General features: G+C 72.4%; 16 protein-coding genes and 2 pseudogenes. 16 read left to right on the top strand and 2 right to left on the bottom strand.

Annotated features, from left to right (window positions below; all coding sequences use genetic code 11):
* Window position 1 precedes the first annotated feature (1 nt).
* The 16 genes and pseudogenes from ACIBB8_RS05490 to ACIBB8_RS05565 all read left to right on the top strand — a co-directional run bounded on the left by ACIBB8_RS05490 (window position 2) and on the right by ACIBB8_RS05565 (window position 21,853).
* Entirely contained in the window at window positions 2-1,285 is a 1,284-nt protein-coding gene (locus tag ACIBB8_RS05490) for a MupA/Atu3671 family FMN-dependent luciferase-like monooxygenase (protein ID WP_398949114.1), read from the top strand.
* Window positions 1,282-5,379, top strand: a complete 4,098-nt coding sequence (locus ACIBB8_RS05495) for an amino acid adenylation domain-containing protein (RefSeq protein WP_398949115.1) — start codon at window positions 1,282-1,284, stop codon at window positions 5,377-5,379. The genes ACIBB8_RS05490 and ACIBB8_RS05495 overlap by 4 nt, the downstream gene beginning before the upstream one ends.
* Window positions 5,372-6,640, top strand: coding sequence for an MFS transporter (locus ACIBB8_RS05500; protein ID WP_398949116.1), 1,269 nt, complete (start codon window positions 5,372-5,374; stop codon window positions 6,638-6,640). The genes ACIBB8_RS05495 and ACIBB8_RS05500 overlap by 8 nt, the downstream gene beginning before the upstream one ends.
* Window positions 6,637-9,777 carry a condensation domain-containing protein gene (locus tag ACIBB8_RS05505; protein ID WP_398949117.1) on the top strand — a complete coding sequence of 1,047 codons (3,141 nt, stop codon included), beginning with the start codon at window positions 6,637-6,639 and terminating at the stop codon, window positions 9,775-9,777. The genes ACIBB8_RS05500 and ACIBB8_RS05505 overlap by 4 nt, the downstream gene beginning before the upstream one ends.
* A complete protein-coding gene (locus ACIBB8_RS05510) occupies window positions 9,774-11,363 on the top strand; it encodes an AMP-binding protein (RefSeq protein ID WP_398949118.1) in 1,590 nt (529 codons plus the stop codon). The genes ACIBB8_RS05505 and ACIBB8_RS05510 overlap by 4 nt, the downstream gene beginning before the upstream one ends.
* The gene (locus ACIBB8_RS05515; protein WP_398949119.1) at window positions 11,360-13,882 is read left to right on the top strand and encodes an amino acid adenylation domain-containing protein; all 2,523 of its coding nucleotides are present in this window, start codon (window positions 11,360-11,362) and stop codon (window positions 13,880-13,882) included. Before ACIBB8_RS05510 ends, ACIBB8_RS05515 begins: the two co-directional genes overlap by 4 nt.
* A gap of 3 nt (window positions 13,883-13,885) precedes the next feature.
* Window positions 13,886-15,142 carry an acetyl-CoA carboxylase biotin carboxylase subunit family protein gene (locus tag ACIBB8_RS05520; protein ID WP_398949120.1) on the top strand — a complete coding sequence of 419 codons (1,257 nt, stop codon included), beginning with the start codon at window positions 13,886-13,888 and terminating at the stop codon, window positions 15,140-15,142.
* Window positions 15,135-15,860 carry an HAD family hydrolase gene (locus ACIBB8_RS05525; protein WP_398949121.1) on the top strand — a complete coding sequence of 242 codons (726 nt, stop codon included), beginning with the start codon at window positions 15,135-15,137 and terminating at the stop codon, window positions 15,858-15,860. Before ACIBB8_RS05520 ends, ACIBB8_RS05525 begins: the two co-directional genes overlap by 8 nt.
* Window positions 15,857-16,990, top strand: a complete 1,134-nt coding sequence (locus ACIBB8_RS05530; RefSeq protein ID WP_398949122.1) for a hypothetical protein — start codon at window positions 15,857-15,859, stop codon at window positions 16,988-16,990. The genes ACIBB8_RS05525 and ACIBB8_RS05530 overlap by 4 nt, the downstream gene beginning before the upstream one ends.
* Window positions 16,987-17,694, top strand: coding sequence for a 4'-phosphopantetheinyl transferase family protein (locus tag ACIBB8_RS05535; protein ID WP_398949123.1), 708 nt, complete (start codon window positions 16,987-16,989; stop codon window positions 17,692-17,694). The genes ACIBB8_RS05530 and ACIBB8_RS05535 overlap by 4 nt, the downstream gene beginning before the upstream one ends.
* Complete coding sequence (locus tag ACIBB8_RS05540) at window positions 17,691-18,668, top strand: NAD-dependent epimerase/dehydratase family protein (RefSeq protein ID WP_398949124.1); 978 nt, start codon at window positions 17,691-17,693, stop codon at window positions 18,666-18,668. Before ACIBB8_RS05535 ends, ACIBB8_RS05540 begins: the two co-directional genes overlap by 4 nt.
* 503 nt (window positions 18,669-19,171) lie before the next feature.
* Entirely contained in the window at window positions 19,172-19,828 is a 657-nt protein-coding gene (locus ACIBB8_RS05545; RefSeq protein WP_398949125.1) for a DedA family protein, read from the top strand.
* Window positions 19,829-19,962: 134 nt separating this feature from the next.
* Window positions 19,963-20,301 (top strand): annotated as a pseudogene (locus ACIBB8_RS05550) (beta-galactosidase); the annotation flags it as partial.
* Window positions 20,199-20,513, top strand: a complete 315-nt coding sequence (locus tag ACIBB8_RS05555; protein WP_398949217.1) for a hypothetical protein — start codon at window positions 20,199-20,201, stop codon at window positions 20,511-20,513. The pseudogene ACIBB8_RS05550 and the gene ACIBB8_RS05555, both read left to right, overlap by 103 nt.
* Before the next feature lie 805 nt (window positions 20,514-21,318).
* Window positions 21,319-21,502, top strand: a pseudogene (locus ACIBB8_RS05560) (GntR family transcriptional regulator); the annotation flags it as partial.
* A gap of 63 nt (window positions 21,503-21,565) precedes the next feature.
* A complete protein-coding gene (locus ACIBB8_RS05565; RefSeq protein ID WP_398949220.1) occupies window positions 21,566-21,853 on the top strand; it encodes a hypothetical protein in 288 nt (95 codons plus the stop codon).
* A gap of 6 nt (window positions 21,854-21,859) precedes the next feature.
* Here the strand turns inward: ACIBB8_RS05565 and ACIBB8_RS05570 are convergent, their stop codons facing one another.
* Window positions 21,860-23,554 carry a bifunctional 3'-5' exonuclease/DNA polymerase gene (locus ACIBB8_RS05570; protein WP_398949126.1) on the bottom strand — a complete coding sequence of 565 codons (1,695 nt, stop codon included), beginning with the start codon at window positions 23,552-23,554 and terminating at the stop codon, window positions 21,860-21,862.
* A 398-nt stretch (window positions 23,555-23,952) separates the two neighbouring features.
* The gene (locus ACIBB8_RS05575; RefSeq protein WP_398949127.1) at window positions 23,953-24,099 is read right to left on the bottom strand and encodes a hypothetical protein; all 147 of its coding nucleotides are present in this window, start codon (window positions 24,097-24,099) and stop codon (window positions 23,953-23,955) included.
* Window positions 24,100-24,191 lie beyond the last annotated feature (92 nt).

Raw genomic sequence — 24,191 nt, forward strand, 5'->3', positions numbered from 1 at the left:
CATGGCTGACGAGAACACGCACACCGGCATCGAGGCGGCGCAGGCGCGGGGGCTCCGAGAGCGGCTCTCCTCGCTGACCCCCGAGCAGCGCGCGGTCCTCGAGCGCTCCATGCGGGAGCGCGGCGTCAAGGCGCCCGCCACCGTGGACGCGGGGGAGAAGGCCGGCGCCAAGCAGGCCGCCGCGCCGCGCCGCACCCGGCGCCCGGGCTCCACCATGGAGTTCAGCCTGTTCTTCTTCTCCGGCGACGGCACCGCCGCCGGACCGGGGAAGTACGACCTGCTCATGGAGAGCGCCCGGTTCGCCGACGCCAACGGGTTCGCGGGGATCTGGGTGCCCGAGCGGCACTTCGTGGACTTCGGCGGGCTCTACCCGAACCCGTCGGTCCTGGCCGCGGCCATCGCCGTACAGACCAAGCAGATCCAGATCCGCGCGGGCAGCTGCGTACTACCGCTTCACCACCCGGTGCGGGTCACCGAGGAGTGGGCGGTCGTCGACAACCTGTCCAGCGGGCGGGCCGCGATCTCCGCGGCCTCCGGCTGGCACCCCGACGACTTCCTCCTGGCCCCCGGCGACGGGCAGCAGCGCTACCCGCACCGCAAGGAGGAGATGTTCAAGGCGATCGAGACGATCCAGCGGCTGTGGGCCGGGGAGAGCGTCGAGCTTCCGCGCGCCGACGGCTCGTTGCAGTCGGTACGCACCCTGCCGCGCCCGCTCCAGGCCGAGCTCCCCGTATGGGTGTCGGCGCAGGGCAGCCCCGAGACCTTCATCAAGGCCGGTGAGGCCGGTGCGTACCTGCTGACCGGTCTTGTCGCCCAGCGGCCCGCCGACCTCAAGGACAAGATCGCCGCCTACCGCAAGGCGCTCGTAGGCGCCGGGCACGACCCGGCCCGCGCCAAGGTCACCGCGATGGTGCACACCTTCCTGGACTCCGACGACGAGAGCGCCCGGGAGATCGTGCGGGAGCCGCTGACCGGCTACCTCAAGACCTTCCTCGCCCAGCAGGACAGCTTCGGCAGTGCGTACTCCAAGCTCTCCGACGCCGAGCGCGACGTGATGCTGAACGCCACCTTCGACCGGTACTTCGACACGCTCGCGCTGCTCGGTACGCCCGACAAGTGCGAGTCCCTGATCGAGGACCTGGTCGACATCGGCGTGGACGAGGTGGCCTGCCTGGTCGACTTCGGCCTCGCGCCGGGCCAGGTCGTCAAGGGCCTGGAACACCTCACCGAACTCAAGAACCGGTACCGGGCCGCCGAGGCCGACGCCGAAGGAGCGCAGTCGTGACCGAACTCGCCAACCGGCTGGCCGGCCTCACCCCCGCCCAGCGGGCTCTCCTGGACAAGAAGATGCGGGAGCGTGCCCAGACGCCCGCGACGGCCGGCCCCATCCCCCGGCGCAAGGGCGGCGACCGGGTGCCGCTCACCGTGGACCAGGAACGCATCTGGCTCATCCACCAGTTCGACGACGAAGACCCGCTCTACAACGTGTACTTCGCCTCGAAGCTGCACGGTGAGCTGGACCGCGACGCGCTCCAGCGCGCCACCGACGCCTTCGTGCAGCGCCACGAAGCCCTGCGCACCACCTTCGAGCAGGACGGCCACGCCCCCGTCCAGGTCGTCCACCCGGCCATGGAGGTGCCGGTCCGCCACGTCGACCTGCGCTCCGTACCGGACGAGGAACGCGAGGCCGAGCTGACGCGCCTCGCCAGCGAGGAGATGCGCACCCCCTTCGACCTGCTCAAGGGACCGCTGCTGCGCATCGCGATGCTGCGGGTCGCGGACGACGAGCACGTCCTCGTCGGAACCGTCGACCACCTGGTCTGGGACCGCGGCTCGATGGGCATCTTCAACGCCGAGTTCGCCGAGTTCTACACGGCGTTCGCGACCGGTCGGGAGCCCGAACTCCCCGCCGTCGAGGTGCACTACGCGGACTACTCCGAGTGGCAGCCGCAGTGGCTGGCCGAGGAGGTCGAGCACAAGCACCTGCCGTACTGGAAGAAGCAGCTCCAAGGCGCCGAACTGGTCCTGGAACTGCCCACCGACCGGCCACGCCCGCCGCTGATGACCTCCAACGGCGCCCGCTACCAGTTCCCGCTCACCCCGGAGCTGACCCAGGCGATCCGCGACCTCGCCAAGCGCGAGGACGTCACCGTCAACATCGTGCTGCTCGCCGCCTGGCAGACGCTGCTCCACCGGCTCAGCGGCCAGGAGGACATCGTCGTCGGCACGACCTCCTCCACCCGCGGCAGGCCCGAGATCGAGCCGATGATCGGCTACTTCCTCACCATGCTGCCGCTGCGCACCACGGTCTCGCCCGCGATGACCGTCCGCGAGCTGCTCCAGGCGACCCGCTCCACCATGCTGGGCGCCTTCGACCACCACGACATCCCGTTCGGCACCCTCCTGGACGAGCTCGACATCGTCCGCGATCCGAGCCGCACCCCCATCTACCAGGCCTCCTTCATCCTGGTCGACTTCGTGCACGAGGACCCGCCGCCGATGGCCGGGCTGCGCGTCGAGGAGCTGATGCTCGACAACGCCACCGCCAAGGACGACGTGATGCTCGGCTTCGTCGACGACCCGATGCTCGCCGCCGACCACTTCCACGGCATGTTCGAGTACAACACCGACCTGTTCGACGAGAGCACGATGGCCCGGATGGCCCGCCAGATCGTGCGCGTCCTCGAGCAGATGACCGACGACGCCGGGCGCACCGTGCGCGAGCTGTCCTTGGTCGACGCCGACGAGGCACACACCCTGCTCGTCGAGTGGAACAACACCGAGGCCGAGCGCGAGCCCGGCCTGTGCCTGGACGAGCTGGTGCGCCGTCAGGCTGCCGCCACCCCCGAAGCGGTCGCCGTCTCCTGCGGCGACGAGCAGCTGACGTACGCCCAACTCATCCAGAGCTGCGGCAGGTTGGCCTCCCATCTGCAGGCTCGTGGCGTCACCCCCGAGACCGTCGTCGGCGTCTGCCTGGACCGCTCGGTGGACCTCGTCGTCGCCCTGCTGGGCGTGCTGATGTCGGGCGGCGCCTACCTGCCGCTCGACGCCGCCTACCCGGCGCAGCGCCTCGCCGACATGACCGGTGACGCCGGCACCGCGTTCCTGCTCACTCGCTGCGGCCTGCTCGACGCGCTCGCCGAGTGCCCCGGCGAGCGGGTCTGCCTGGACACCGACGCCGAGGCGATCGCCGCCGCGCCCGCCGCCCCGGCGAAGCCCGCCTCCGGCGAGGACCGGCTCGCCTACGTCATTTACACCTCGGGTTCCACCGGCCGCCCCAAGGGCGTCGAGGTCACCCACCGCAACCTGGTCAACCTGCTCCTCGCGATGGCCCGCGAGACGGGGCTCGCCCCGGGTGACACCCTCGCGGCCGTCACCCCCGTCACCTTCGACATCGCGGGCCTTGAGCTGTACGCCCCGCTGGTCAGCGGGGCCCGGGTGTACGTCGTCACCAAGGAGCAGGCCGTAGACGGCCGGCGGCTCGCCGAGCTGCTCGCCGAGACCGGCGCCACCGTCATGCAGGCCACCCCTGCCACCTGGCACCTCCTGGTGGAGGCGGGCTGGCACAACGACGGCTCGCTGCGCGCCCTGGTCGGCGGCGAGGCCTTGCCGCCCGCCCTGGCCGAGCAGCTGGTCCGCGAACCCGGCCGTACGTGGAACGTGTACGGCCCCACCGAGACCACCATCTGGTCCACCTTCCAGCGCCTGGACAGCGGCACCGAGCAGATCTCCATCGGCCGGCCGCTCGACAACACGCAGGTGTACGTCCTGGACGAGCGGCTCGCCCCGGTCCCCGTCGGCATGCCCGGCGACCTGTACCTGGGCGGCACCGGTGTCGCCCGCGGCTACCGAGGCCGGCCGGGCCTGACCGCCGAGCGGTTCGTGCCCGACCCGTTCAGCGCCCGCCCCGGCGCTCGCCTCTACTTCACCGGCGACAAGGCGCGGCTGCGCGAGGACGGCACGCTCGTCTTCCTCGGCCGCGACGACGGCCAGGTCAAGCTGCGCGGATTCCGTATCGAACTGGGCGAGATCGAAGCCCGGTTGGAGGAGTACCCGGCGGTGCGCCGCGCGGCCGCCCTGGTCCGTGAGGACCGCCCCGGCGACAAGCGGCTCACCGGGTACGTCGAGTCCGCCGACGAGTCGCTGACCGCCGAGGTGCTGCGCGAGCACCTGCGCGGCTTCCTGCCCGACTACATGGTCCCCACCGCGATCGTCCGCCTGGAGTCCTTCCCGCTCAACACCAGCGGCAAGATCGACCGCCGGGCGCTGCCCGTCCCCGTCGTCGACCGCGACACGGCGAGCTACGTGCCGCCGCGCGACGCCGTCGAGCTGGAGGTCGCGCACATCTGGGAGGAGGTCCTCGGGGTCTCCCCGATCGGCCTGCACGACCGGTTCTTCGACCTGGGCGGCCACTCCCTGCTGGTGCTGCGCCTGATGGCGGAGATCGAGAAGCGGTTCGGGCAGCAGCTCCCGATGGCAGCGATCTTCCGGGGCGCCACCGTCGAGCGGTTCGCCCGGATGCTGCGCGAGGGCTACCAGGACGAGACCGGGGTGCACCTCGTCGAGCTCGGCTCCGGCGACGGCACGGGCTCCCCGGTGTTCTTCGCCCACCCCGCCGGCAGTGAGGTCGTCTGCTACATGCCGTTCGCCACGCTCGTCGAGCCCGCCGGGCGCCCGCTGTACGCGCTGGCCTCGCCGCCGCCCGTCGACGGCGAGCTGCCGTTCACCGGCTTCGGCGACCGCGCCGCCAAGTACGCGGAGCTGATCCGCGAGACCCAGCCGGAGGGCCCCTACACCGTCGTCGGCTGGTGCTACGGCGGCGCCAACGCTTTCGCCGTCGCAGGCGAGTTGGAGAAGAGCGGCGCCGAGGTGTCGGTGGTCATGATGGACGCGCACGCGCCCGCCGTCGTGCCGGCCGGCTCCGAGCCGGACGCCGCCGAGATCGTCGAGGCCATCGCCGCCAACCTCCAGTGGGACTACGGCGATCGCCTCAAGTCGCTTGCCGAACTCCAGGCCATGGGCGCTGACGAACACCTCGACTACCTGCTCGGCGTCGCCCGCGCCTCCGGCTACCTGCCGCCGGACGCCGGCCGTGAGCAGATCCGCGACATCTACGAGCTGTGGGTCGCCAACCTGCGCCTTGTGTGGAACTTCCGGCCCAGTCCTGTCAAGGGCAAGGTCACGCTGATCCGCGCCGGCGAGGAGGAGTGGGACCTGGCCGCCTCCTGGAACGAGCTGACCGGGCAGCACTTCGACGTCCGGACGGTCGACGGCAACCACTACACGATGATGCGTCACCCCCACATCGAGGGCGTCGGAGCAGTGCTCAACGACGTACTGAACCGCGCCGCACGGAACGGGGAAGACAACCATGCTTGAGCTGCTGAAGGACCGGACGTACATCCGTTACTGGCTGGCCGTGGTCGCTTCGTTCCTCGGTGACGCCATCACGAAGATCACCCTGATCTACGTGGTGGCCACCGAGACTGACGACCCGGTCCTGTACGTGTCCCTGGTCGTCATCGCGCAGGCGCTGCCCTTCGGAGCGCTCGGCGCGTTCGTGGGACCGCTGGCCGACCGGCTGCCGGCCCGGCTGCTCATGGTCGGCTCGGACCTGGTCCGCGTCGCCCTGGTGCTCGGGATGATCGTCGTACGGGACTCGCCGCTGCTGCTGCTCGTGCTCATTCTGCTCAGCGGCATCGCCAAGGCCTTCTTCGAGACCGCCCGCATCACCGCGATCCCGCTGATCGTGCGTGGGCACAGCATCCCGACGGCGGTCGCCCTCTTCCAGTCCACCAACCACACCCTCAACCTGGTGGGCCCGGCGCTCGGCGGACTGCTCATCGCGTTCGGCAGCGTCACAGCGGTCTTCGTGCTCGACGCCGCGACGTTCGTGATCTCGGCGGTGCTGCTCGCCAGCATGGCGGTGCTGCGGGAGGTGCCCGTGCGGGGCGCCGACAGCGGCCGCGAGGGGTACTGGCACTCGCTGCGCACCGGGATCTCCGGTGTGCTCGCCGTGCCGTCGCTGCGGTTCCTGGCGATCGTCATGGTCCCGGTGATGCTGGTCCTCGGCCTGTTCACCACCAACCTCAACTCCCAGCTCCTGAGCGTCTTCGAACTGCCCGCCTTCGAGTACGGCCTGGCGCAGGCCGGGTTCGGCGCCGGCTGTGTGATCGGCGCGCTCACCGGTCCGCCGCTGGTGCGTCGGTACTCCGACCGGGGGCTGCTCATCGGCTCGATCGTGCTGTTCGGCGCGTCCCTGATGCTGCTCGCCCCCACCGGCAGGGTGTGGGACGCCACCGAGCGGGGCGGCCTCGGCCTGACCGTCGTCCTGCTCTGGTGCGTCCTTGCCGGGCTCGGCTCGGGGCTGTTCCAGGTGCCGGTCGCCAACACGCTGCTCAGCGACCTGCCCGAGGAACTGCGTGGCCGCGGCGTCGGCCTGCTCAACGCCCTGATGGTCAACTTCACCGTCCTCGGCGTGGTCGTCGGCGGCGTGCTCGCCGGGCTCGTCGGCATCGCAGCCTCCATCGTGGTGGCCGGCGGGGTCCTGGTGGTCGCCGCCCTGGTCCTCCTCGTTCCCGGGCTGCGCGGCGGCGCCGGCGACAAGGCGGGCACCCCGGAACCGGAGGCCGTCGCGTGACCACCCTTCCCCTGACCCCCGCCCAGCGGCGGCTGTGGGCCCTTGGCCAGCTCCGGCCCGCCGACCCGTTCTTCAGCATTCCCTTCGCCGTCACCATCGAGGGCCCGCTCGACGGTGACGCCCTGCAGCGCGCCCTGGACGCCCTCGTCCAGCGGCACGACGCGCTGCGGGTGCGCATCGTGCGGGACGCCGACGGGGAGCCCGTCCAGCGGATCGGGGCGCCCGGTCCGGTCGACCTCGACCGTGTCGAGGCGACCGAGGAGGAGGCGGCCGCACTCGCGGACGCCTTCGCCCGCACCCCCTTCGACCTCGACGGCGAACCGCTGCTGCGGGCCCGGCTGCTCCGCCTCGGCGAGACGCGTCACCAACTCCTCGTCGGCGTCCACCACGTCATTTTCGACGGGGCCTCGCTGGAGTTGTTCACCACCGAACTCACCGCCCTGTACGACGCGTTCGCGCGAGCTCTGCCCGACCCGCTACCCCAGCCAAGCGTCGGCTACGGGGAGTTCCTCGCCGAGCGCACCGCACAGGACGAGGCGGCCAGACCCGAGCGGCTCGCCTACTGGACGCAGCGCCTGGCCGGCGCCCCCGACCTCCTGGAACTGCCGCTCGCCGGGCCCCGCCGGTCCCGCGCCGGGCACGAGGGCGGCCGGGTCACCGCCGTCGTACCCGACTCGGTGGTGGAGCCCCTGCGCCGGCTGGCCCGCACCAAGCGCGCCACCCTGTTCATGGTGCTCAAGGCCGCCGTCGACGTGGTGCTCAGCCAGTACGGCAGCACCGACGTGCTGACCGGCATGGCCCTCTCCGGGCGCGACACCACCGAGAGCGCCGACGTCATCGGCTACCTCACCCGGCCCGTCGTGCTGCGCGGCGAGCTGGCCGACGACCCGGAGTTCGGCGACCTGATCGGCCGGGTGCGCGGCGACCTCCTGGACGCCCTCGACCACCCCGACCTGCTCGTCGACGAGGTCATGGACCGGCTCGGAATCGCCCGCGACCCCAGTTACCACCCGCTCTACCAGGTCATGTACACGCACTCGCCCGCCGCGCCCGTCCGCGAGGCGGCCGGTGCCCGGTTCGGCGCCGCCGAGTTGCGACTGCCCACCATGAAGACCGACCTGGCGATCGACACGGTCGAGACCGCCGAGGGCCTGCTCGCCCTCGCCGACTACCGCACCGACCTCTTCGACGGGGCCGCCGTCGAGCTGCTGCTCGCCCGGCTGCGCACCGTCCTGGAGCGGGCCGGCGCCGACCCGGAGGCCCGCGTCTCTGCGCTGCTGCGCACCGAGGGCCCGGCGCCCGTTGCGGCGTACGAGGACGAGAGCTGTCTGCACCAGCTGGTCGCCGAGCAGATCGCCCGCACCCCCGACGCGGTCGCCGTGGCCGCAGGGGCGCGCACCTGGACGTACCGCGACCTTGACCGTGCGGCGGGCCGGGTGGCGGTGCGCCTGCGGGCGCTCGGGGTCGCCCCCGAGACCCCGGTCGGCGTGTGCGTGCCCAAGTCCTTCGCACTGGCCGCCGCCCAGCTGGGCGTGGTCAGGGCGGGCGGGATGTGCGTGCCGCTCGACCCGGGGCTGCCCGCGTTCCTGCTGCGCCTCGCCGTGGACGACGCGGGGCTGACGACGGTCCTCGCGGACGCCTGCTCCAGCGCGCTGTTCGACCACACCAGGGTCGACGTGCTGGACCCGGAGGATGACGTCGACGACGATGAGTCGCCAGACGTCGTACGCGTCACAGCGCGCAACGCCGCCTGGGTGCTGCGGACGTCGGGCGTCACCGGCGAGCCGCGCGCGGTCGTCGCCGAGCACCGCAACCTGGTGTCCCGGCTGCGCTGGGCCCACCGCGAGCTGCCCGCGACCACCTTCGACGCGGTCGCCCAGCTGGGGGCGCCGGACTCGCCGGCCGCCTTCCTGGAGCTGTTCGGCCCGCTGACCCGGGGCGGCCGCGCGGTCGTCCCGACCGGCGGCGACGAGGCCACCGTGCTCGCGGCCCCCGCCGAGCTGGCGGGGCTGCTCACGGGCGGCGCGCCGGTCGCCGTACTGACGGCGGGCGAGCCCCTGTTCCCGGGGACCCTTGAGGCCGCGCGGGCCGCCGGGGCCGCGGGTGTGCACCAGCTGTACACCTGCGCCGAGACGGCGGGCCCCGCGCTCGCGGGCCCGGCAGAGGCGCCGGAGGGCGAGGGCTACGGCCCCCTGCCGCTGAGGCTGCCGGCCGACGCCACGGCATACGTCCTCGACGCGCGCGTCGAGCTCGCGGCGCCCGGCGCGGTCGGCGAGCTGCACATCGGCGGCCCGGCCGTCACCCGGGGCTACCCGGACCGGGCGAGCCGCACCGCCGAACGCTTCCTGCCCGACCCGTTCGGCGGCGAGCCCGGCGCGCGCCTGTTCGCCACCGGCGACCTGGCCCGCCAACTCCCCGACGGGCGAGTCGTATTCGCCGGCCGGGCGGCCGACCGGACCCTGGTGCGGGGCGTCCGCGTGGCCGCCCTCGACGCCGAGGCCGCGCTGCTTGCGCACCCGGACGTCGTACGGGCGCAGGTCCTCACCGACCCGGCGGGCGGCGTTCTCGGGGCGGCCGTCGCGGTCAGGCCCGGCACGGACCTGACCGTCGATGAACTCCGCACCCACCTGCGGGACCTGCTGCCCGGCTACCTGCTGCCCGTCCGGCTGCACCTGGCCGACCGGCTGCCGCTGCTGCCCAGCGGGCGCCCCGACCGGGAGCGGATCGCCAAGCTGCTCGCCGAGACGGCCGCCGCACAGGCCGGGCGGTCGGCAGAGGAGGCCGACGCGCAGCCGGTGAGCGACGCCGAGCGGACCGTAGCCGGGGCCTGGGAGCAGGTGCTCGGCCGGACCGTCGGAGCGTCGGAGAACTTCTTCGACGTCGGCGGCAACTCGCTGCTCCTGATCCGCCTGCGTGACCGGCTGCGCACCGCACTGGGCCGCGAGGTCGACGTGGTGGACCTGTTCCGCCACTCCACCGTCAAGACCATGGCCGCCTTCCTGGGCGGCGCGCCCGCCACGGACGCCCCATCGGCCGCCGGGGAGCGCACTCAGAGCCGGGCCCAGGCCCGCGCCGAGGCCATGCGCGCCCGCGGCCGCACCCGCCAGACCAGCACACCGATACCGAGGAAGCGATGAACGACCGGCAACAGCGCACGCTCTACCAGTGGTTCGAGGAATCGGCCCTGCGTCACCCCGGCCTGCCCGCCCTGGAGATCGGCGACGAGGTACTGACCTACGGCGAGCTGCGCGCCCTCGCGCTCACCCTCGCCGACCGCATCGCCCGCAAGCACGGCTCGCTGCCCACCCGGGTGGCGCTCGCCGCCACCCGCTCGGTCGCCGCGTACGCCGGATACCTGGCGATCCAGCGGCTCGGCGTGTGCGTCGTCCCGCTCAACCCCGACTACCCCGCGCAGCGCAACCTCGACATCGCCCAGCGGGCCGGCGCAGAGGTGGCCCTCGTGGACACCCGGTCCGCCGAGCTGTTCGCCCGGCTGCCCGAGCGGTACCGGCCCACCGTCCTCGGACTTGACGAGGGCGAGCGGGCGCCCGGGGCGCTGACCGACGTACTCGAGCAGTCGCTTCCGCCGGTCCCCGACGACCCCGACCGCGAGGCGTACCTGCTGTTCACGTCGGGCTCCACCGGCCAGCCCAAGGGCGTGCCGATCCTGCACCGGAACACCTTCGGGTTCCTCGCGCACAACATCGAGCGGTACGAGATCGCGCCGGGCGCCCGGCTCACCCAGACCTTCGGCCTGACCTTCGACGCGCACGTCATCGACCTGTTCGGGACCTGGGGCGGCGGCGCCACCCTGGTGGTGCCGCTCGCCGCCGACCTGTACCGGCCGGTGGACTTCATCGTCGAGCGAGAGCTCACCCACTGGTTCTCGGTCCCTTCGGTGATCCGCGAGGCCCAGCGGCTCGGCAACGTGCCGCTGGGCCGCGCCGTCAACCTCAGGCACAGCATGTTCGGCGGCGAGCCGGTCACCGCGCAGCACGCCGAACTGTGGCGCGCGGTCGCCCCGAACGCCGTGATCCACAACGTGTACGGGCCCACCGAGCTGACCGTGGTCTGCACCAACCACGCGCTGCCCGGGCCCAGGTCGGACTGGCCGGAGTTCACAGGCGGCACCGTGCCGATCGGCGTGGCCTTTCCGGGCATGGAGATGGTGCTGCTCGACGAGGACGGCCTGGCCGCCGAAGAGGGCGAGCTGTGCGTGCGCGGACCACAGCGCTTCGCGGGCTACCTCGACCCGCGCGAGAACCCCGGACGGTTCGTGTCGTACGAGGCCGACGGCGGACCCGCCGTGGTCTACGACGGCAGCACCGTGCTGACCGACCGCCACTGGTACCGCACCGGTGACCGGGTCCGCCGTGAGAACGGGCTCTACGTGCACGGTGGCCGCCTCGACCAGCAGGTCAAGGTGCGCGGCTTCCGCATCGAGCTCGGCGAGGTCGAGGCGGCCGTGCACCGCCACCCGCACGTCATCGACGCCGCGGTGCTCGCCCTGCCGGGCCCGGACGGCGAGACCGAGCTGTTCGCCGCATACGCGGGCCGCGAGGTGGACCCCGAGCGGTTCGACGCCTGGCTGCGCGAGCTGCTGCCGCTGCACATGGTGCCCGCCTCGCTCACCCACCTGCCGGGCGGGCTGCCGCTCAATGACAACGGAAAGACGGACCGCAAGGCACTGGCGCGGATCCTCGACACCACGGAGGCGTCATGACCGAAGCGCTGGAGTACTGGCGGACCGAACTGGCGGGTCTGGAACCGCTGGAGCTTCCCACCGACCGGCCGCGCCCATCGGCGCGCACCGGTGCCCTGGGCCACCTCACCCGCACCGTCCCGGCCGACACCGCCCTGGCGCTGGGCAAGGCGGCCGCTGAGTACGGCACCCCGCTGTCCGCCGTGCTGCTCGCCGCCTACCAGGTGCTGCTCGGCCAGTGGGCCCGGCAGCGTGACCTCGCGGTGGGCGTGCCGGACACGAACGGTGAACTCACCTTCGTTCGGGCAGATCTGACCGGAAACCCGGCCTTCGCCACGCTCGTGGCGCGGGCGGACGCCGGGCTCACCCGGGGCCGGGCCGCCGCGCTGCCGCCGGCCCGCCTCGCCGCCGAGCTCGCACCCGGCGCCGACGCCGGCCACCACCCCGTCGTCCAGGCCCTGTTCACGGACGGCCCCGCCTACGCGGCCGACGGTGTCTGCCCGCCCGACCTGGCCCTGGGTCACGAGGGCCGGCGCGACCAGGGCGGCCGGCGCGCCGAGCTGGGCCTGCGGTTCGACTTCGCCGCCGAGCTGTTCGACGCGGCGAGCGCCGGCAGGTTCGCCGACGGCTACCTCACCCTGCTCACCGCGATCGCCGGTGCCCCCGGCCTCCCGCTGGGCAGCCTCGACCCGCTCACCACCGCCGAGCGCGAGCTGCTGCTCACCGGCTGGGGCCGGGGGCGCGCCGAGTTCGCCGCCGACCAGGACGTGGCCGGACTGGTCGCCGAGCAGGCCGGGCGGACGCCCGACGCCGTCGCGGTCGTCTTCGGCGCCAAGGAGGTCACCTACCGGGAGCTCGACGCCCGTGCCGACCGCCTCGCGCACCACCTTCGCGGCCTTGGCGCCGGGCCCGACGTCCCCGTCGCGGTCTGCCTTGAGCGCGGCCACGAACTGATCGTGGCGCTGCTCGCGGTGCTCAGGTCGGGCGCGGCGTACGTGCCGCTCGACCCCCAACACCCCGTTGATCGCCTGGAGTTCGTTCTGCAGAACACGGCTGCGCCGGTCGTCGTCACCCAGGAGTCGCTGCGTGAGCGGCTGTCCGGTGGCGCTGCCGCCGGGCCGCGTACCCTCGTCGCGGTCGATACGGACCGTGAGGCGATCGCCGCCTCCGTCGCCGTGGAACCGGCGACAGCCGCCGGACCCGGGCACCTCGCCTACGTCCTCTACACCTCCGGCTCCACCGGCACCCCCAAGGGCGTCGCTGTCACCCGGGGCGGATTCCTCAACCTGCTGTGCGGGATGCGGGAGACCTTCCCGGCGCCGGTCAGTGAGCGGGTCCTGTTCACCACCTCGGCGACCTTCGACATCGCGGGCGTCGAGGTGTTCCTGCCGCTGATCACCGGCGGCCGGATCATCGGCGCGGACGAGGACCAGATCCACAACCCGCCCGCCCTCGTCGAGCTCATCGACGGGCACGCCGTCACCCTCGTGCAGGCCACGCCGTCCGCCCTGCGCCCGCTCCTGGACGCCCTCGGCGACCGGCCGCGCGCCCTGGAGATCTTCGCCGCCGGCGAGGCGCTGCCCGCCGAGCTGGCCGCACGGATGCTGCGGGCAGGCACCCGCGTCCTCAACGGCTACGGCCCGACGGAGACCACCGTCTACGCCTCCGTCGCCGAGATCACCGACACCACCGGCACCATCCCCATCGGCCGCCCCACCGCCGGCACCGAGCTGTACGTCGTCGACGACGCGGACCGCCCGGTCCCCGTCGGCGTGCCCGGGGAACTGCTCATCGGCGGCGCCGGGGTGGCCCGCGGCTACCTTGGCCGGGACGACCTGACCGCCGAACGCTTCACCGAGAACCTGTTCGCCGCCGGGCGGCTGTACCGCACCGGCGACCTCGTGCGCTGGCTGCCCGACGGCAACCTGGAGTTCCTCGGCCGCCTCGACCACCAGGTCAAGGTGCGTGGCTTCCGCATCGAACTCGGTGAGATCGAGGCCGTGTTGCTCGGCCATGAGGACGTCGGCTCCGGCGCCGTCACCGTCCGTGAGGACGTACCCGGCGAGAAGACGCTGGTGGCGTACGTCGTCCCGGCGCCCGGCCGCCCGGCACCCGGCATCGGCGCGCTGCGCGACTGGTGCGGGCGCACCCTGCCCGGCTACATGGTGCCCGGCACGTACGTCTTCCTGGACCGGATGCCGCTGACCACCAGCGGCAAGACCGACCGCAAGGCGCTGCCCGCGCCGGGCGGCGAACGCACCGGCCTGGAAGCCGAGTTCATCGCGCCGCGCACCCCCGCCGAGCGGGCGGTGGCCCGGGTGTGGGCCGAGACGCTGTACGCGGACGAGGTCGGCGCGCAGGACGACTTCTTCGACCTGGGCGGCGACTCGCTGACCGCGACCCGGGTGGCGCTGCGGCTCCAGGAGGACTTCGGCCTGGAGATACCGGTGCGGACCCTGTTCACCTACTCGACCGTCGAGTCGCTCGCGGGGGCATTGACCGTCGCCCGCCGCACCGGCGCGTTTCCGGCCGGAGGCTGACCGATGACCGCGATCCCCGACAACCCCGTCCTGCTCGTCGTCTACGACGCCGGCAGCCTCGCACCCACCCGGCTCGCCGAGGCGGCCCGGCAGGCCGGCTGCGACCTGGTGTTCGTGACGGCGGATACCGCGCACGCCCAGGAGATGATCCCGACCCTGGAGATGGTCGGAACCGTGGCGAACACCGCGGGCCGCACCGAGGCGGAGACCGAGGCGGCGCTGCGCGCGCTCGCCCCGGCGGGCATCATCACCTTCAGCGAGTTCCAGATCGCACTCACCGTGCGGCTGGCCGCGGCCCTCGGCCTGCGCTACCACCGGCCCGCCGATGTCGACGCCATCACCCACAAGGACCTCCAGCGCCGGCGGTTCGCCGAAGCGGGCGTCGACAGCGTGCGCTTCCGTACCCTGACCGACCCCGCCCAGGCCGACGAGGCGATCGCCTACGTCGGACTGCCCGCCATCATCAAGCCGGTGATCGGCGCGTCCAGCCGCAACACGCAGGCCGTCGCCACTCCCGAGGAGTGCCGGGCCGCCCTCGCGGCGATCTTCACCGGCTCCGACGGCGGGCCCGCCGAGACGGCCGTGATGCTGGAGGAGCTCCTGGTGGGGCGGCCGACCCCGGCTCCCTGGGGCGACTACATCGCGGTGGACTGCGTCGCCGACGGCGACGACGTCCGGCCGGTGTTCGTCACCAGCAAGTTCGCCCTCGCCGAGCCGTTCCGCGAGCGCGGCGGCTACGGCGGCTTCTCCGTCGTACCGGAGGCGGAGGAGCGCGAGGTCCGAGATCTGGCCTGCCGCGCGGTGCGCGCCCTGAACATCCACGGCGTCGCCGACGTCGAGATCAAGCTGACCGCCGACGGTCCCCGGGTCATCGAGGTCAACGGCCGGCTCGGTGCCTGGGTCGACGACCTCGCGGTCCGCTCCGGCACCTCCGACCCGGCGTACGTCGCGGTAGCCGCCGCCCTCGGCCTCCCGTACGAGACCCCCGAGGTCAAGCAGGGTGGGCCGATCGCCTTCCACTACCTGACCGTGCCGCCCGTCGGCGCCCGCCGGGTGCGCGCCATTCGGGGGGTCTCCGCGCTGCGTCGCCTCGCCCGTGTCGACCGGGTCGTCGTGCTCGCCGAGCCGGGCGCGGACGTGGACTGGCGGATCGGCGCGCGCGGCAACACGGCGGCCGTCATCGGCTCCGCCGCGACCCATGAGGAACTGGCCGTGACCGTGGCCGCCATCGAGAGCGTGGACTGGATCGACTATGAGTGAGTTCCCCGTACGGGCAGCCGAGTTCGTCGTCTTCGACCTGGACGGTGTCCTGGTCGACACGCAGGACGCCGAGAACGGCGGGATCGCCTACGTCGGCGAACTGATGGGTCTGCGCCTGGACAAGGAACAGCGGGACGAGCTCTTTTCCGGCAAGAAGATGCAGGAGTGCATCGACCTGATGGCGGACCTTGCGCGCACCGCCCCGCCGCAGGACGCCATGGTGATCGCCCGCGCCAGGTGCGAGGAGCTGATCGGCGACCGCATCGAGCCCATCGACGGCGTCGCGTACGCCCTCGAACGGCTCGCCGCCGCCGTGGGCGACCGCATGTGCGTGGCCTCCAACAGCCCGCTCGGCATCATGGAGAGCCGCCTGGAGAAGGCGGGGATTCGGCACCACTTCGGCGGCCGGCTCTTCTCCGCGTACGACGTCAACGCCTGGAAGCCCGACCCGAGGCTGTTCCGCTGGGCGGCCGAGCAGTGCGGCGTCACGCCCGACGAGTGCGTCGTGGTCGAGGACAGCCCGGTCGGCGTGGACGCCGCCGTGGCCGCCGGGATGCGGGTCCTGCAGTACACCGCCGATCCGGCCACCCCGCCTCATCGGGAAGGCGCCGTCACCTTCCCGTCCATGCGCTCGCTGCCCCGACTGGTCCGCGACGCCCACCTGATGGCGCCCGCCGCCACCCCCTTCGCCGCCGCACCCCTCGGAGGTACCTCATGAACAACGCCCGCAAGATCATGATCCTGGGTGCCGGTGACATCGGCCGCCGCGTCTTCCACGAGCTGGCCCACAGCCCGAACGACCGTCACGTCCAGCTGGTCGGCCGTGACGAGGAGACCGTACTCAAGGCCGCTAACCTGACCCGCTTCTGCAGCGTGCAGCGTGGCTACACCACCAGCGTCAGCCATGCGCTGACCGACATCACGGATGCGGCGCGCACCGCCGAGCGGATAACCGCCTTCGGCCCCGACATCATCTTCCTGGCCGTCAGCTACCAGTCCTGGTGGGTCATCTCCACGCTCCAGCAGGATGCCTTCCAGCGGGTGTACGCCGCCAACTACGGCCCGTGGCTGCCCATGCACCTTGTCCCGGTGATGAAGGCCATGGAGGCCGTCCGCCTCTCCGGCACCCAGGCCATGGTCGTCAACGCCGCCTACCCCGACGCCGTGCACCCCGCGCTCGCCGCGATCGGCCTCTCCCCGGACATCGGCATCGGCAACGTCGCCAACAATGTCCCCGGCATCACCGCCGTCGCTGCCGACGAGCTGGGCTGCAGCACCGCCGACGTGGAGGTGCGCCTGGTCGCCCACCACTATGTCTCGCACCGTCTCTCCCGCACCGGCAACAGCGGCCCCGCCGGCATGGGCCTCGGCATCCGCCTCGACGGCCGCGACGTCACCGCCGACCTCGATGTCGCGGCGCTCCTGGGCCGCCTCCCCGGCGAGTACCGCCGCACCGGCGGTCTGCCCGGCCAGACGATGACCGCGTCCTCCGCGCTCAGCGTCCTCGAGCCGCTCGCCGACCAGCGCGACGCGGTGGTCCACGCGCCCGGCGCGGACGGGGCGCTCGGCGGCTACCCGGTGGCGATCGAGAACGGCAAGTTCCGCGCGCTGCTTCCCGACGGTATGACGGCGGACGAGGCGCACGCCATCAATCTCTCCGGCCAGCTGCACGACGGCATCAGCGAGATCCGCGCGGACGGCACCGTCGTCTTCGAGCCCTCCGCCATGGCGATCATGAGGAAGGAAATCGGTTACGACTGCGCCGAGATGAAGCTGTCGGAGGCCGAGGGCCGCGCCCAGGAGATCGCCGAGCGCTTCATGGCGTACCGCGACCGCACCGCGCGGTGACATCGTCTCCCTCGCGGACGGCGGCGTCCGGTCCGGAACGCGTGTGGCAGCGGCGGGTCTCCGGGTACCTCCCGCAGGCCGCCCGCCTCACGTCCGTCCTGGACGCCGCCGAACACGCCCGGCTCGCCGCTTTCCGCACGGCGGCGGACCGGCACCGCTACCTGGTGGCCCACGTAGCGGTACGCCAACTCCTGGGTGAGCACCTTGGGGTGGCTCCCTCGGCGGTACGCATCACCAGGCAGCCTTGTACGGGTTGTGGCGGCCCGCACGGACGCCCCGTCGTGGCGGGCACCACCGGCGTGCATTTCTCGCTCTCCCACGCGGGCGACCTGGTGGCCGTCGCGGTGGCCGCCGTCCCCGTGGGCGTGGACGTGGAGGAGGTCCCGCCGTCGCACGTCGCGGCCGCGACCGCCCCGACCGCGCTGCACCCCGGGGAGCTGTGCGAACTGGCCGCGCTTCCCGAGGCCGCCCGCCCGGCGGCGTTCGCGCGCTGCTGGACCCGCAAGGAGGCGTACCTGAAGGGCACGGGCACGGGCCTGAACAGGCCGCCGGCCACGGTGAGGGCCGGCGCCGGCCCCCGGCCCGCCCGGATCCTCGGATGGCGGGTGGCGGACGTACCGACCCTGCCGGGGTACGCGGCGGCGGTGGCCATGTACGAAGAGCACGAAGTGACGGACGAGCTCCACGGAGAGGAACCAGGATGAGGCTGTTGCTGCTGGGCGGAACGGATTTCGCGGGGCGCGCGGTCGCCGAGGCAGGGGTCGCCCGGGGCTGGGACGTGACCGTCTTCCACCGGGGAGAGCACCCGGCCCCGCCCGGCGTGCACGTACTGCACGGCGACCGCACGGAGGAGGACGGCCTGGCCGCCCTGGCGACGGGGGAGTGGGACACGGTCGTCGACACATGGTCGGGCGCCCCGACCGTGGTGCGCGACACGGCCCGCCTGCTGGCCGTGCGCGCCGGACGCTACGCCTTCGTCTCCAGCCGCTCGGTCTACGCGTGGCCGGCGCCGGCGGGTCTGGACGAGTTCGGACCGCTGGTCGAGGGCGACCCGGACGCGGAGCCGACCGACTTCGCGGCCGACAAGCGGGGGGCGGAACTGGCCGTGTTGCGCGAATTCGGCGCGGACCGCGCCCTGCTGGTCCGCCCGGGCCTGATCCTGGGCCCGCGCGAGAACGCGGGCCGCCTGCCGTGGTGGCTGTCCCGCATTGCCAGGGGCGGCGAGATCCCCGCCCCCGGCCCCCGGGACACCCCCCTCCAGTACATCGACGTACGCGACCTGGCGACGTGGCTCCTGGACGCCTTGGAGGCGGCCCTGTACGGCCCCTACAACCTCGTCTCGCAGCCGGGTCACACCACCATCGGCGAACTCCTGGACACCTGTGTACGCGTCACGGGCGCCGCCGCCGAGCTCCGCTGGACGTCGCCCGACGCGATCGCCGCCGCCGGTCTCTCGCCCTGGACCGACATCCCCGTCTGGGCCCCGCCCGGCACGGACTTCCACGCCGCGATCCACGCGGGGGACGTCTCCCGAGCCCACGCCACGGGCCTCCGCTGCCGGCCGGCCACCGAAACGATCACCGACACCTGGATCTGGCAACAATCCGTTCCGGATGGCGAGTTGAAGCTCGTGGACGGGTTGAGCGAGGAGGCGGAGGGCCGGCTCCTGAAGGGGTGAGCGGACCCGCCACGGGTGACCGCAGGTCTCGGCTTGCGTGGGCGCTGAGCGAGCGGACGGGGTGGCACTGGCGTGGACCAGACGCCACGGTGATCAAGGTCGTACGTCTCTGATCAGCGGAAACGGGATTCGGTGGCACCGCCCAGCGCCACTCGGGATGAGCTTGCCGGCCCTCGCCATGGGTAGGTCTCGGGTTCGAATCCCGAAGGCGGCTCAGATAGGACCCAGGACAGACACCCTCTGGCCTGGGCCTTTTGCCTTCCCGTGACCTTTCGTGGACGTCTGCGCGAGCGAAAAACGCTTCACGATCGCTCCCGGTGGGCATTCGGTGGGGCCGTCGGTCGGTGTACCCAACGGCCAGCAGTGCCGAGCACCGGGCGCGGCTGGGGCCGCGCGCCGCGCTCGGCCCGACGCCCACTGCTACGCGCCTAGAGTTGATTTCGGCTCTATCCCGCGAGGACGGGTCGTTAACCCGGAGCCGGCACGCGCCGAAGGGATGGCTGATGCACACGATCACCGACTGGCTCGGCAGCCTTTCCGGCCCTGTGGTCTACGCCGTCGTGGCAGCCCTGGTCTTCTGCGAGGACGCCCTGTTCGTGGGCTTCGTCCTACCCGGCGAGACCGCAGTCGTCATCGGCGGCGTCCTCGCGAGCCAGGGCAAGGTCTCGGTGTACTGGCTGGCCCTGGCCGTCGTCCTCGCCGCCATCGCCGGAGACAGCGTCGGCTACGAGATCGGCCACCACTACGGCCCCCGGATTCTCGAGACCCGTCCGCTTCGCCGTCACCGCGACCGCGTCGAAAAGGCCCAGGGCATGATCCGCAGCCGTGGGGCCGCCGCTGTGTTCTTCGGCCGCTTCGTCGCGTTCTTCCGTGCGATGATGCCCGCTCTGGCAGGTATCTCCCACATGCCCTACCGCCGCTTCCTGCCCTTCAACGCTCTCGGCGGCCTGGTCTGGGGTACGGGCTTCACGCTGCTGGGATACTTCGCGGGTAGCGCCTACACCAAGGTCGAACACCAGGTCGGCCGGGCCATCGCAGTGTTCATCGCCGGTGCCGTGATCGCAGCGCTGATCGTGTGGCACCTACAGCGGCGTCGGCATCAGCGCGCCGCCGAGCAGCCCCCGGGCAGCGATGAACGCGGCAAGCCGGGAGACGACTAGACCGCCTGTTCATCATCTACAGTCACGTAGAACTTCTACGTTCAAGTAGAAGCTGATTGTGCTTCCCGCGTGCTGCGTGCACCCGTCCTCCCGCGCCGCCGGCCCCGCAGGCTTGCCGGCGGCACCTCCCGGACGTGCTGGCCACCGCCAACTTCGGCTCGCGCCCCGGCGAGGCCTTCGCCACCCTTGCCACGTTCCAGCCGGACGCACCGCTGGCCTGCATGGAGTTCTGGAACGGCTGGTTCGACCACTACGGCGACCCCCACCACGTCCGGGACACCACCGACGCCGCCGAGGCGCTCGACGGGATCCTCGCCGCCGGTGGATCGGTCTACATCTACATGGGCCACGGCGGTACCAACTTCGGCTGGTGGGCCGGAGCCAACCACACCGGAAAGACCCTCACCGACCCCGGCTACCTGCCCACGATCACCAGCTACGACTACGATGCGCCGATCGGCGAGGCCGGCGAGCTGACCGAGAAGTCTGGCTCAACGGCTTCCTCCTCGGCCGCCTGCGGACCGAGCAGGGCCCCCAGCGCACCCTCTACGCCCCGGCGCCCCTGTGGCATGCGGGCGCCAACGAGGTCCTGGTGCTGGACCTCACCGGGGCCGCCGCGCCACTCACCGTGGAACTGCGGGCACAGCCCGACCTCGGGCCGATTGCGCCAGCACCCCAGTACTGACCGAGAGCAACACCGTCGTCCAGGAGGAACGGAGGAGCGGCCGGCGTTGCTTCATCGGCTCGGCGAGCCCTCCGGGCCACCACCCGCCATGCAGCATCCGGGCCGCTCCATCCGGGTTGAAATTTTTCCGCTTCTTCTCTTGACTACGGACAAATAAGGAGGAAGCTAGCTAATACACCAGACGACCGGTGAGAGCCACACCGCCGGTGGAGACGTCCATCGACCCGAGTGACACCCATCTCGGCAACTGGCTAGGCTCCCGGAAGAGCGACATATCGACAACGGAGTCGTCGGCGACGACTGACGCTTGCGGGTCGATTTGGAGCACCGGGAGCCACCGCATGTGCGGTCCCGGTCTGTGCGAGCCGGCGAGACGCTGCGTGACGTCCTGCAACCGGCTGGTCAGCTGATCTCCGGCAGCGCGCCCGTGACCCCTGTTGATGGCTGGATGTTCGAATCCCGGAGGCGACTCAGCGAAACCCCAGGTCACTCGCCGTGGCCTGGGGTTCTTCCTTGTCCGGGCGAGGGGGGTGTCATCTGTGCGCGGTGCCCGCCACCCTCTCGTACCGCGACCCACGGTGGATCTCGAATGATCCGTACGGCTCCCTCATGGCCGGCGGCGTCCATGGGCAGCGCCTCTTCGTCCCGCCGGGGCTCGACCGCGTCATGCGTTTCGGCTGCCGGACCATGCCGCCTTCGGCGCCCCGGGCGCGGCTGGTCCAGGCGCGTTCCCGCGGAGGACGCCGTCCGCCGCGGTGCAGGAGGACAGGGGCGGCAGGAAGGGGGGAGCGAAGGGAACGAAGTGATGGTGTTCCGCATTGATCGCCGCTGCGGCGTCCCCACCTACCTGCAGATCGTCCGGCAGGTCGAACAGGCCTTGCGCATGGGCGTGTTGGCTGTGGGTGACCGCTTGCCCACTGCGGCACAGGTGGCCGCGGCCGCCAAAGTGAACCCGAACACCACGCTGAAGGCGTACCGGGAACTGGGGGCGGACGGCTCGCGGAGTAGCCTGGAGAAGTCTCGGCCTGCGCGTGCGAAGGGGGCCGTCTTTCATGGAAAGCTTGATCACCGCGGCGGTCGTCCTGGCGATGATCGCGCTGACGGCGTACGTCATCCATCTGCTCAATTCCCGGCACCGGCACCGGCATCTGCGGGCCGTGCACTACGACCACGGGCTGGCCGGGTTCGGTGGGTTCGGAGGGCCGGGTGCGGGTACAGGGCGCGTCGTTCCGCCCGCGGAGACGGTGCAGCCCACGCAGTCGGCACAGCCCGCGCAGCCCACGCAGCCCGTGCGGAAGGGTGAGCCCGGGACGGAGGCGGCCGAACGCCCCGACGGGTGAGCTCTGCTACTTGGCGTCGGAGTAGCGTTCCACGATCGCCGTCGTAAAAGGGAAGCGCACCGGCGTCCTGCCGAAGGCGGTCCGCCCCGCCAGGTCACCGGCGGCCCGGATCGCCTTCACGACTGCCTCGGCCTCCTCTTCGGGGCAGTGCACCATCACCTCGTCGTGCTGGAAGAAGACCAGTTCGGCCCGGAGACCGGCGGCGGCCAGAGACCGACGCAGTGCGGCCAGGAACAGCAGCGCCCAGTCGGCGGCGCTGCCCTGCACCACGAAGTTACGGGTGAAGCGGCCGCGCGCCCGCGCGTTCGACGAGGCGTAGCCCGGCGTGAACTCGCCCTCCCCGGACGGCTGCTCGTCGCTCTCCTGCGGGATACCGGCCTCGTCGTCGTCCCCGCTCCCGGCCGCCGGCGGACTGGTCCGGCCCAGCCAGGTCCGTACGAGACGGCCCTCCTCGCCCGCCTTCGCCGCGTCGTCGACGTATGCCACGGCACGCGGGAAGCGTCGTCGCAGCGCCGCGAGGTTCTTCAGGCCGTCGCCCGAGGTCTGGCCGTAGATCGCTCCCAGCAGCGCCAGCTTGGCGTGGTCGCGGTCGCCGTGGAAGGCGCGGTCCGACAGCGCCGTGTAGAGGTCGCCGTCATGGCCCGCGACCTCCATCAGGCCGGGGTCGCGGGAGATCGCGGCCAGAACCCTCGGCTCCATCTGGTCGGCGTCGGCGACGACCAGCCGCCAGCCCTCGTCGGCGACGACCGCCTGCCGTATCACCTTGGGGATCTGCAGCGCCCCGCCGCCGTTGGTGGTCCAGCGGCCGCTGACGGTGCCGCCCGGCTGGTACTCGGGGCGGAACCTGCCGTCCCGCACCCAGTCCTGGAGCCAGCCCCAGCCGTGCGCCGTCCAGATCCGGTACAGCTTCTTGTACTCGATCAGCGGCTCCACGGCCGGATGGTCCAGTTCCTGCAGCTCCCAGCGGCGAGTCGACTTCACCTTGATCCCGGCCTGTGCGAACGCCCTGACCACATCGGCGGGAAGGTCCGGGCGGACCCGGCGGCCGAACGCCGTGGACACCTCTTCGGCCAGCTCGGCCAGTCGGCGGGGTTCGCCGCCGCCGGCGTACCGCTCGCCCAGCAGGTCGTGCAGGACCTCCCGGTGCACGTCGGCCCGCCAGGGCAGGCCGGCCCGGTTCATCTCGGCGGCGACCAGCATGCAGGCCGACTCGGCGGCCGTCAGCAGACGCATGCGGCCGGGGTGGGTGGTGGCGTCGTGGCGGCGGAGTTGCTCCGCGTACACCTGGAGGAGCGCCTCGAAAGGGATGTCCGTGCCGGACTGCGGCTCGAAGAGGGAGGATTGTGCGCCGGGCTCCGCGGCGCGGGAGGGGGGATCGGGGGGTACGGGGGCGTTACGGAGGCGGGCGTGGGCGGCCGCGGCGGAGCGGGGCTCGCCGAACCGGCCCTCGTGTGCGAGGAGGAGGGACTCGGCTGCCTCGATGTCGTAGCAGCGGTCGATCCGTACGCCCGCGGCGAGCAGGCGGGGGTAGATCTCGGCGGTCGACCGCCAGACCCAGCGGATGACGTCCGGGCGGGAACGGACCGCCTCCACGAGGTCGGGTTCGGTCAGGACCGGGGCGGCGGGAAGACCGTCGGCCGTCAGGGGGGTGAGGCGGGCGCCGCCGCTCTCCGTGGTGGCCAGAGCCCAGCGTGCGGTCATGTCTGTGAGTCTGGCAGGAGGGACTGACAGTGGGGCGGGGCGGCGCGGGCCACCGGGCCGAGCGCTGCCAGGTCGGGCAGGCGTTTGATATCCACAGGCTGTGGATGAGCGAGTCTCCCGGTGACGTGAGCGGTGGCCGGTCCCCGCCGCACCCGCACGGTCAGTGTGCCGACGCCCTTCACCGCCACCGGCGACGCGGCGAATCGCTGCGGCTGAGAGCCTGTCGGGCGGCCTCTGCAGCGGGCGGACGTCACCCGACAGGCCCTTACGATCCGGGGCGTCGAAGGCCGAGGCGAGTCCCAGCCCCGTGGTCGCGATCAGCCCCACGCCGAGCGCGAGCGCGACGAAGGTGCCGATGAGTGTGGTCCAGCGGGTCCGCAGCGCGGCCAGGGCGACGGTCAGCACGACGCCGCCTCCGCGCGATCCCCGGCCGTGGCGTCCGCACGGGCCGCGCTCACGCGCGCTGCGGCCAGCCAGGCCGCGATCCGTTCCACGGAGAGTCCGTTCAGGTCGTCCGCGATGTGCCCGTCGACCAGGAAGACCACACCCGTCCGCGTACGCCGTCGCCACCGGACAATGCGTGACCATCGCGATCGTCCGTCCCTCCCGGTCCACCGGTTCCCGCGGCATCAGAACC

The organism is Streptomyces sp. NPDC051286 (assembly GCF_044455345.1).
Taxonomy (GTDB): Bacteria; Actinomycetota; Actinomycetes; order Streptomycetales; family Streptomycetaceae; genus Streptomyces.

Bases quoted from the DNA above. Each gene is read 5' to 3' on its own strand.
- ACIBB8_RS05520 (WP_398949120.1), top strand. From the start codon at position 13,886: ATGACCGCGATCCCCGACAACCCCGTCCTGCTCGTCGTCTACGACGCC.
- ACIBB8_RS05490 (WP_398949114.1), top strand. From the start codon at position 2: ATGGCTGACGAGAACACGCACACCGGCATCGAGGCGGCGCAGGCGCGG.
- ACIBB8_RS05570 (WP_398949126.1), bottom strand. From the start codon at position 23,554: ATGACCGCACGCTGGGCTCTGGCCACCACGGAGAGCGGCGGCGCCCGC.
- ACIBB8_RS05565 (WP_398949220.1), top strand. From the start codon at position 21,566: ATGGAAAGCTTGATCACCGCGGCGGTCGTCCTGGCGATGATCGCGCTG.
- ACIBB8_RS05515 (WP_398949119.1), top strand. From the start codon at position 11,360: ATGACCGAAGCGCTGGAGTACTGGCGGACCGAACTGGCGGGTCTGGAA.
- ACIBB8_RS05540 (WP_398949124.1), top strand. From the start codon at position 17,691: ATGAGGCTGTTGCTGCTGGGCGGAACGGATTTCGCGGGGCGCGCGGTC.
- ACIBB8_RS05500 (WP_398949116.1), top strand. From the start codon at position 5,372: ATGCTTGAGCTGCTGAAGGACCGGACGTACATCCGTTACTGGCTGGCC.
- ACIBB8_RS05510 (WP_398949118.1), top strand. From the start codon at position 9,774: ATGAACGACCGGCAACAGCGCACGCTCTACCAGTGGTTCGAGGAATCG.
- ACIBB8_RS05530 (WP_398949122.1), top strand. From the start codon at position 15,857: ATGAACAACGCCCGCAAGATCATGATCCTGGGTGCCGGTGACATCGGC.
- ACIBB8_RS05525 (WP_398949121.1), top strand. From the start codon at position 15,135: ATGAGTGAGTTCCCCGTACGGGCAGCCGAGTTCGTCGTCTTCGACCTG.
- ACIBB8_RS05545 (WP_398949125.1), top strand. From the start codon at position 19,172: ATGCACACGATCACCGACTGGCTCGGCAGCCTTTCCGGCCCTGTGGTC.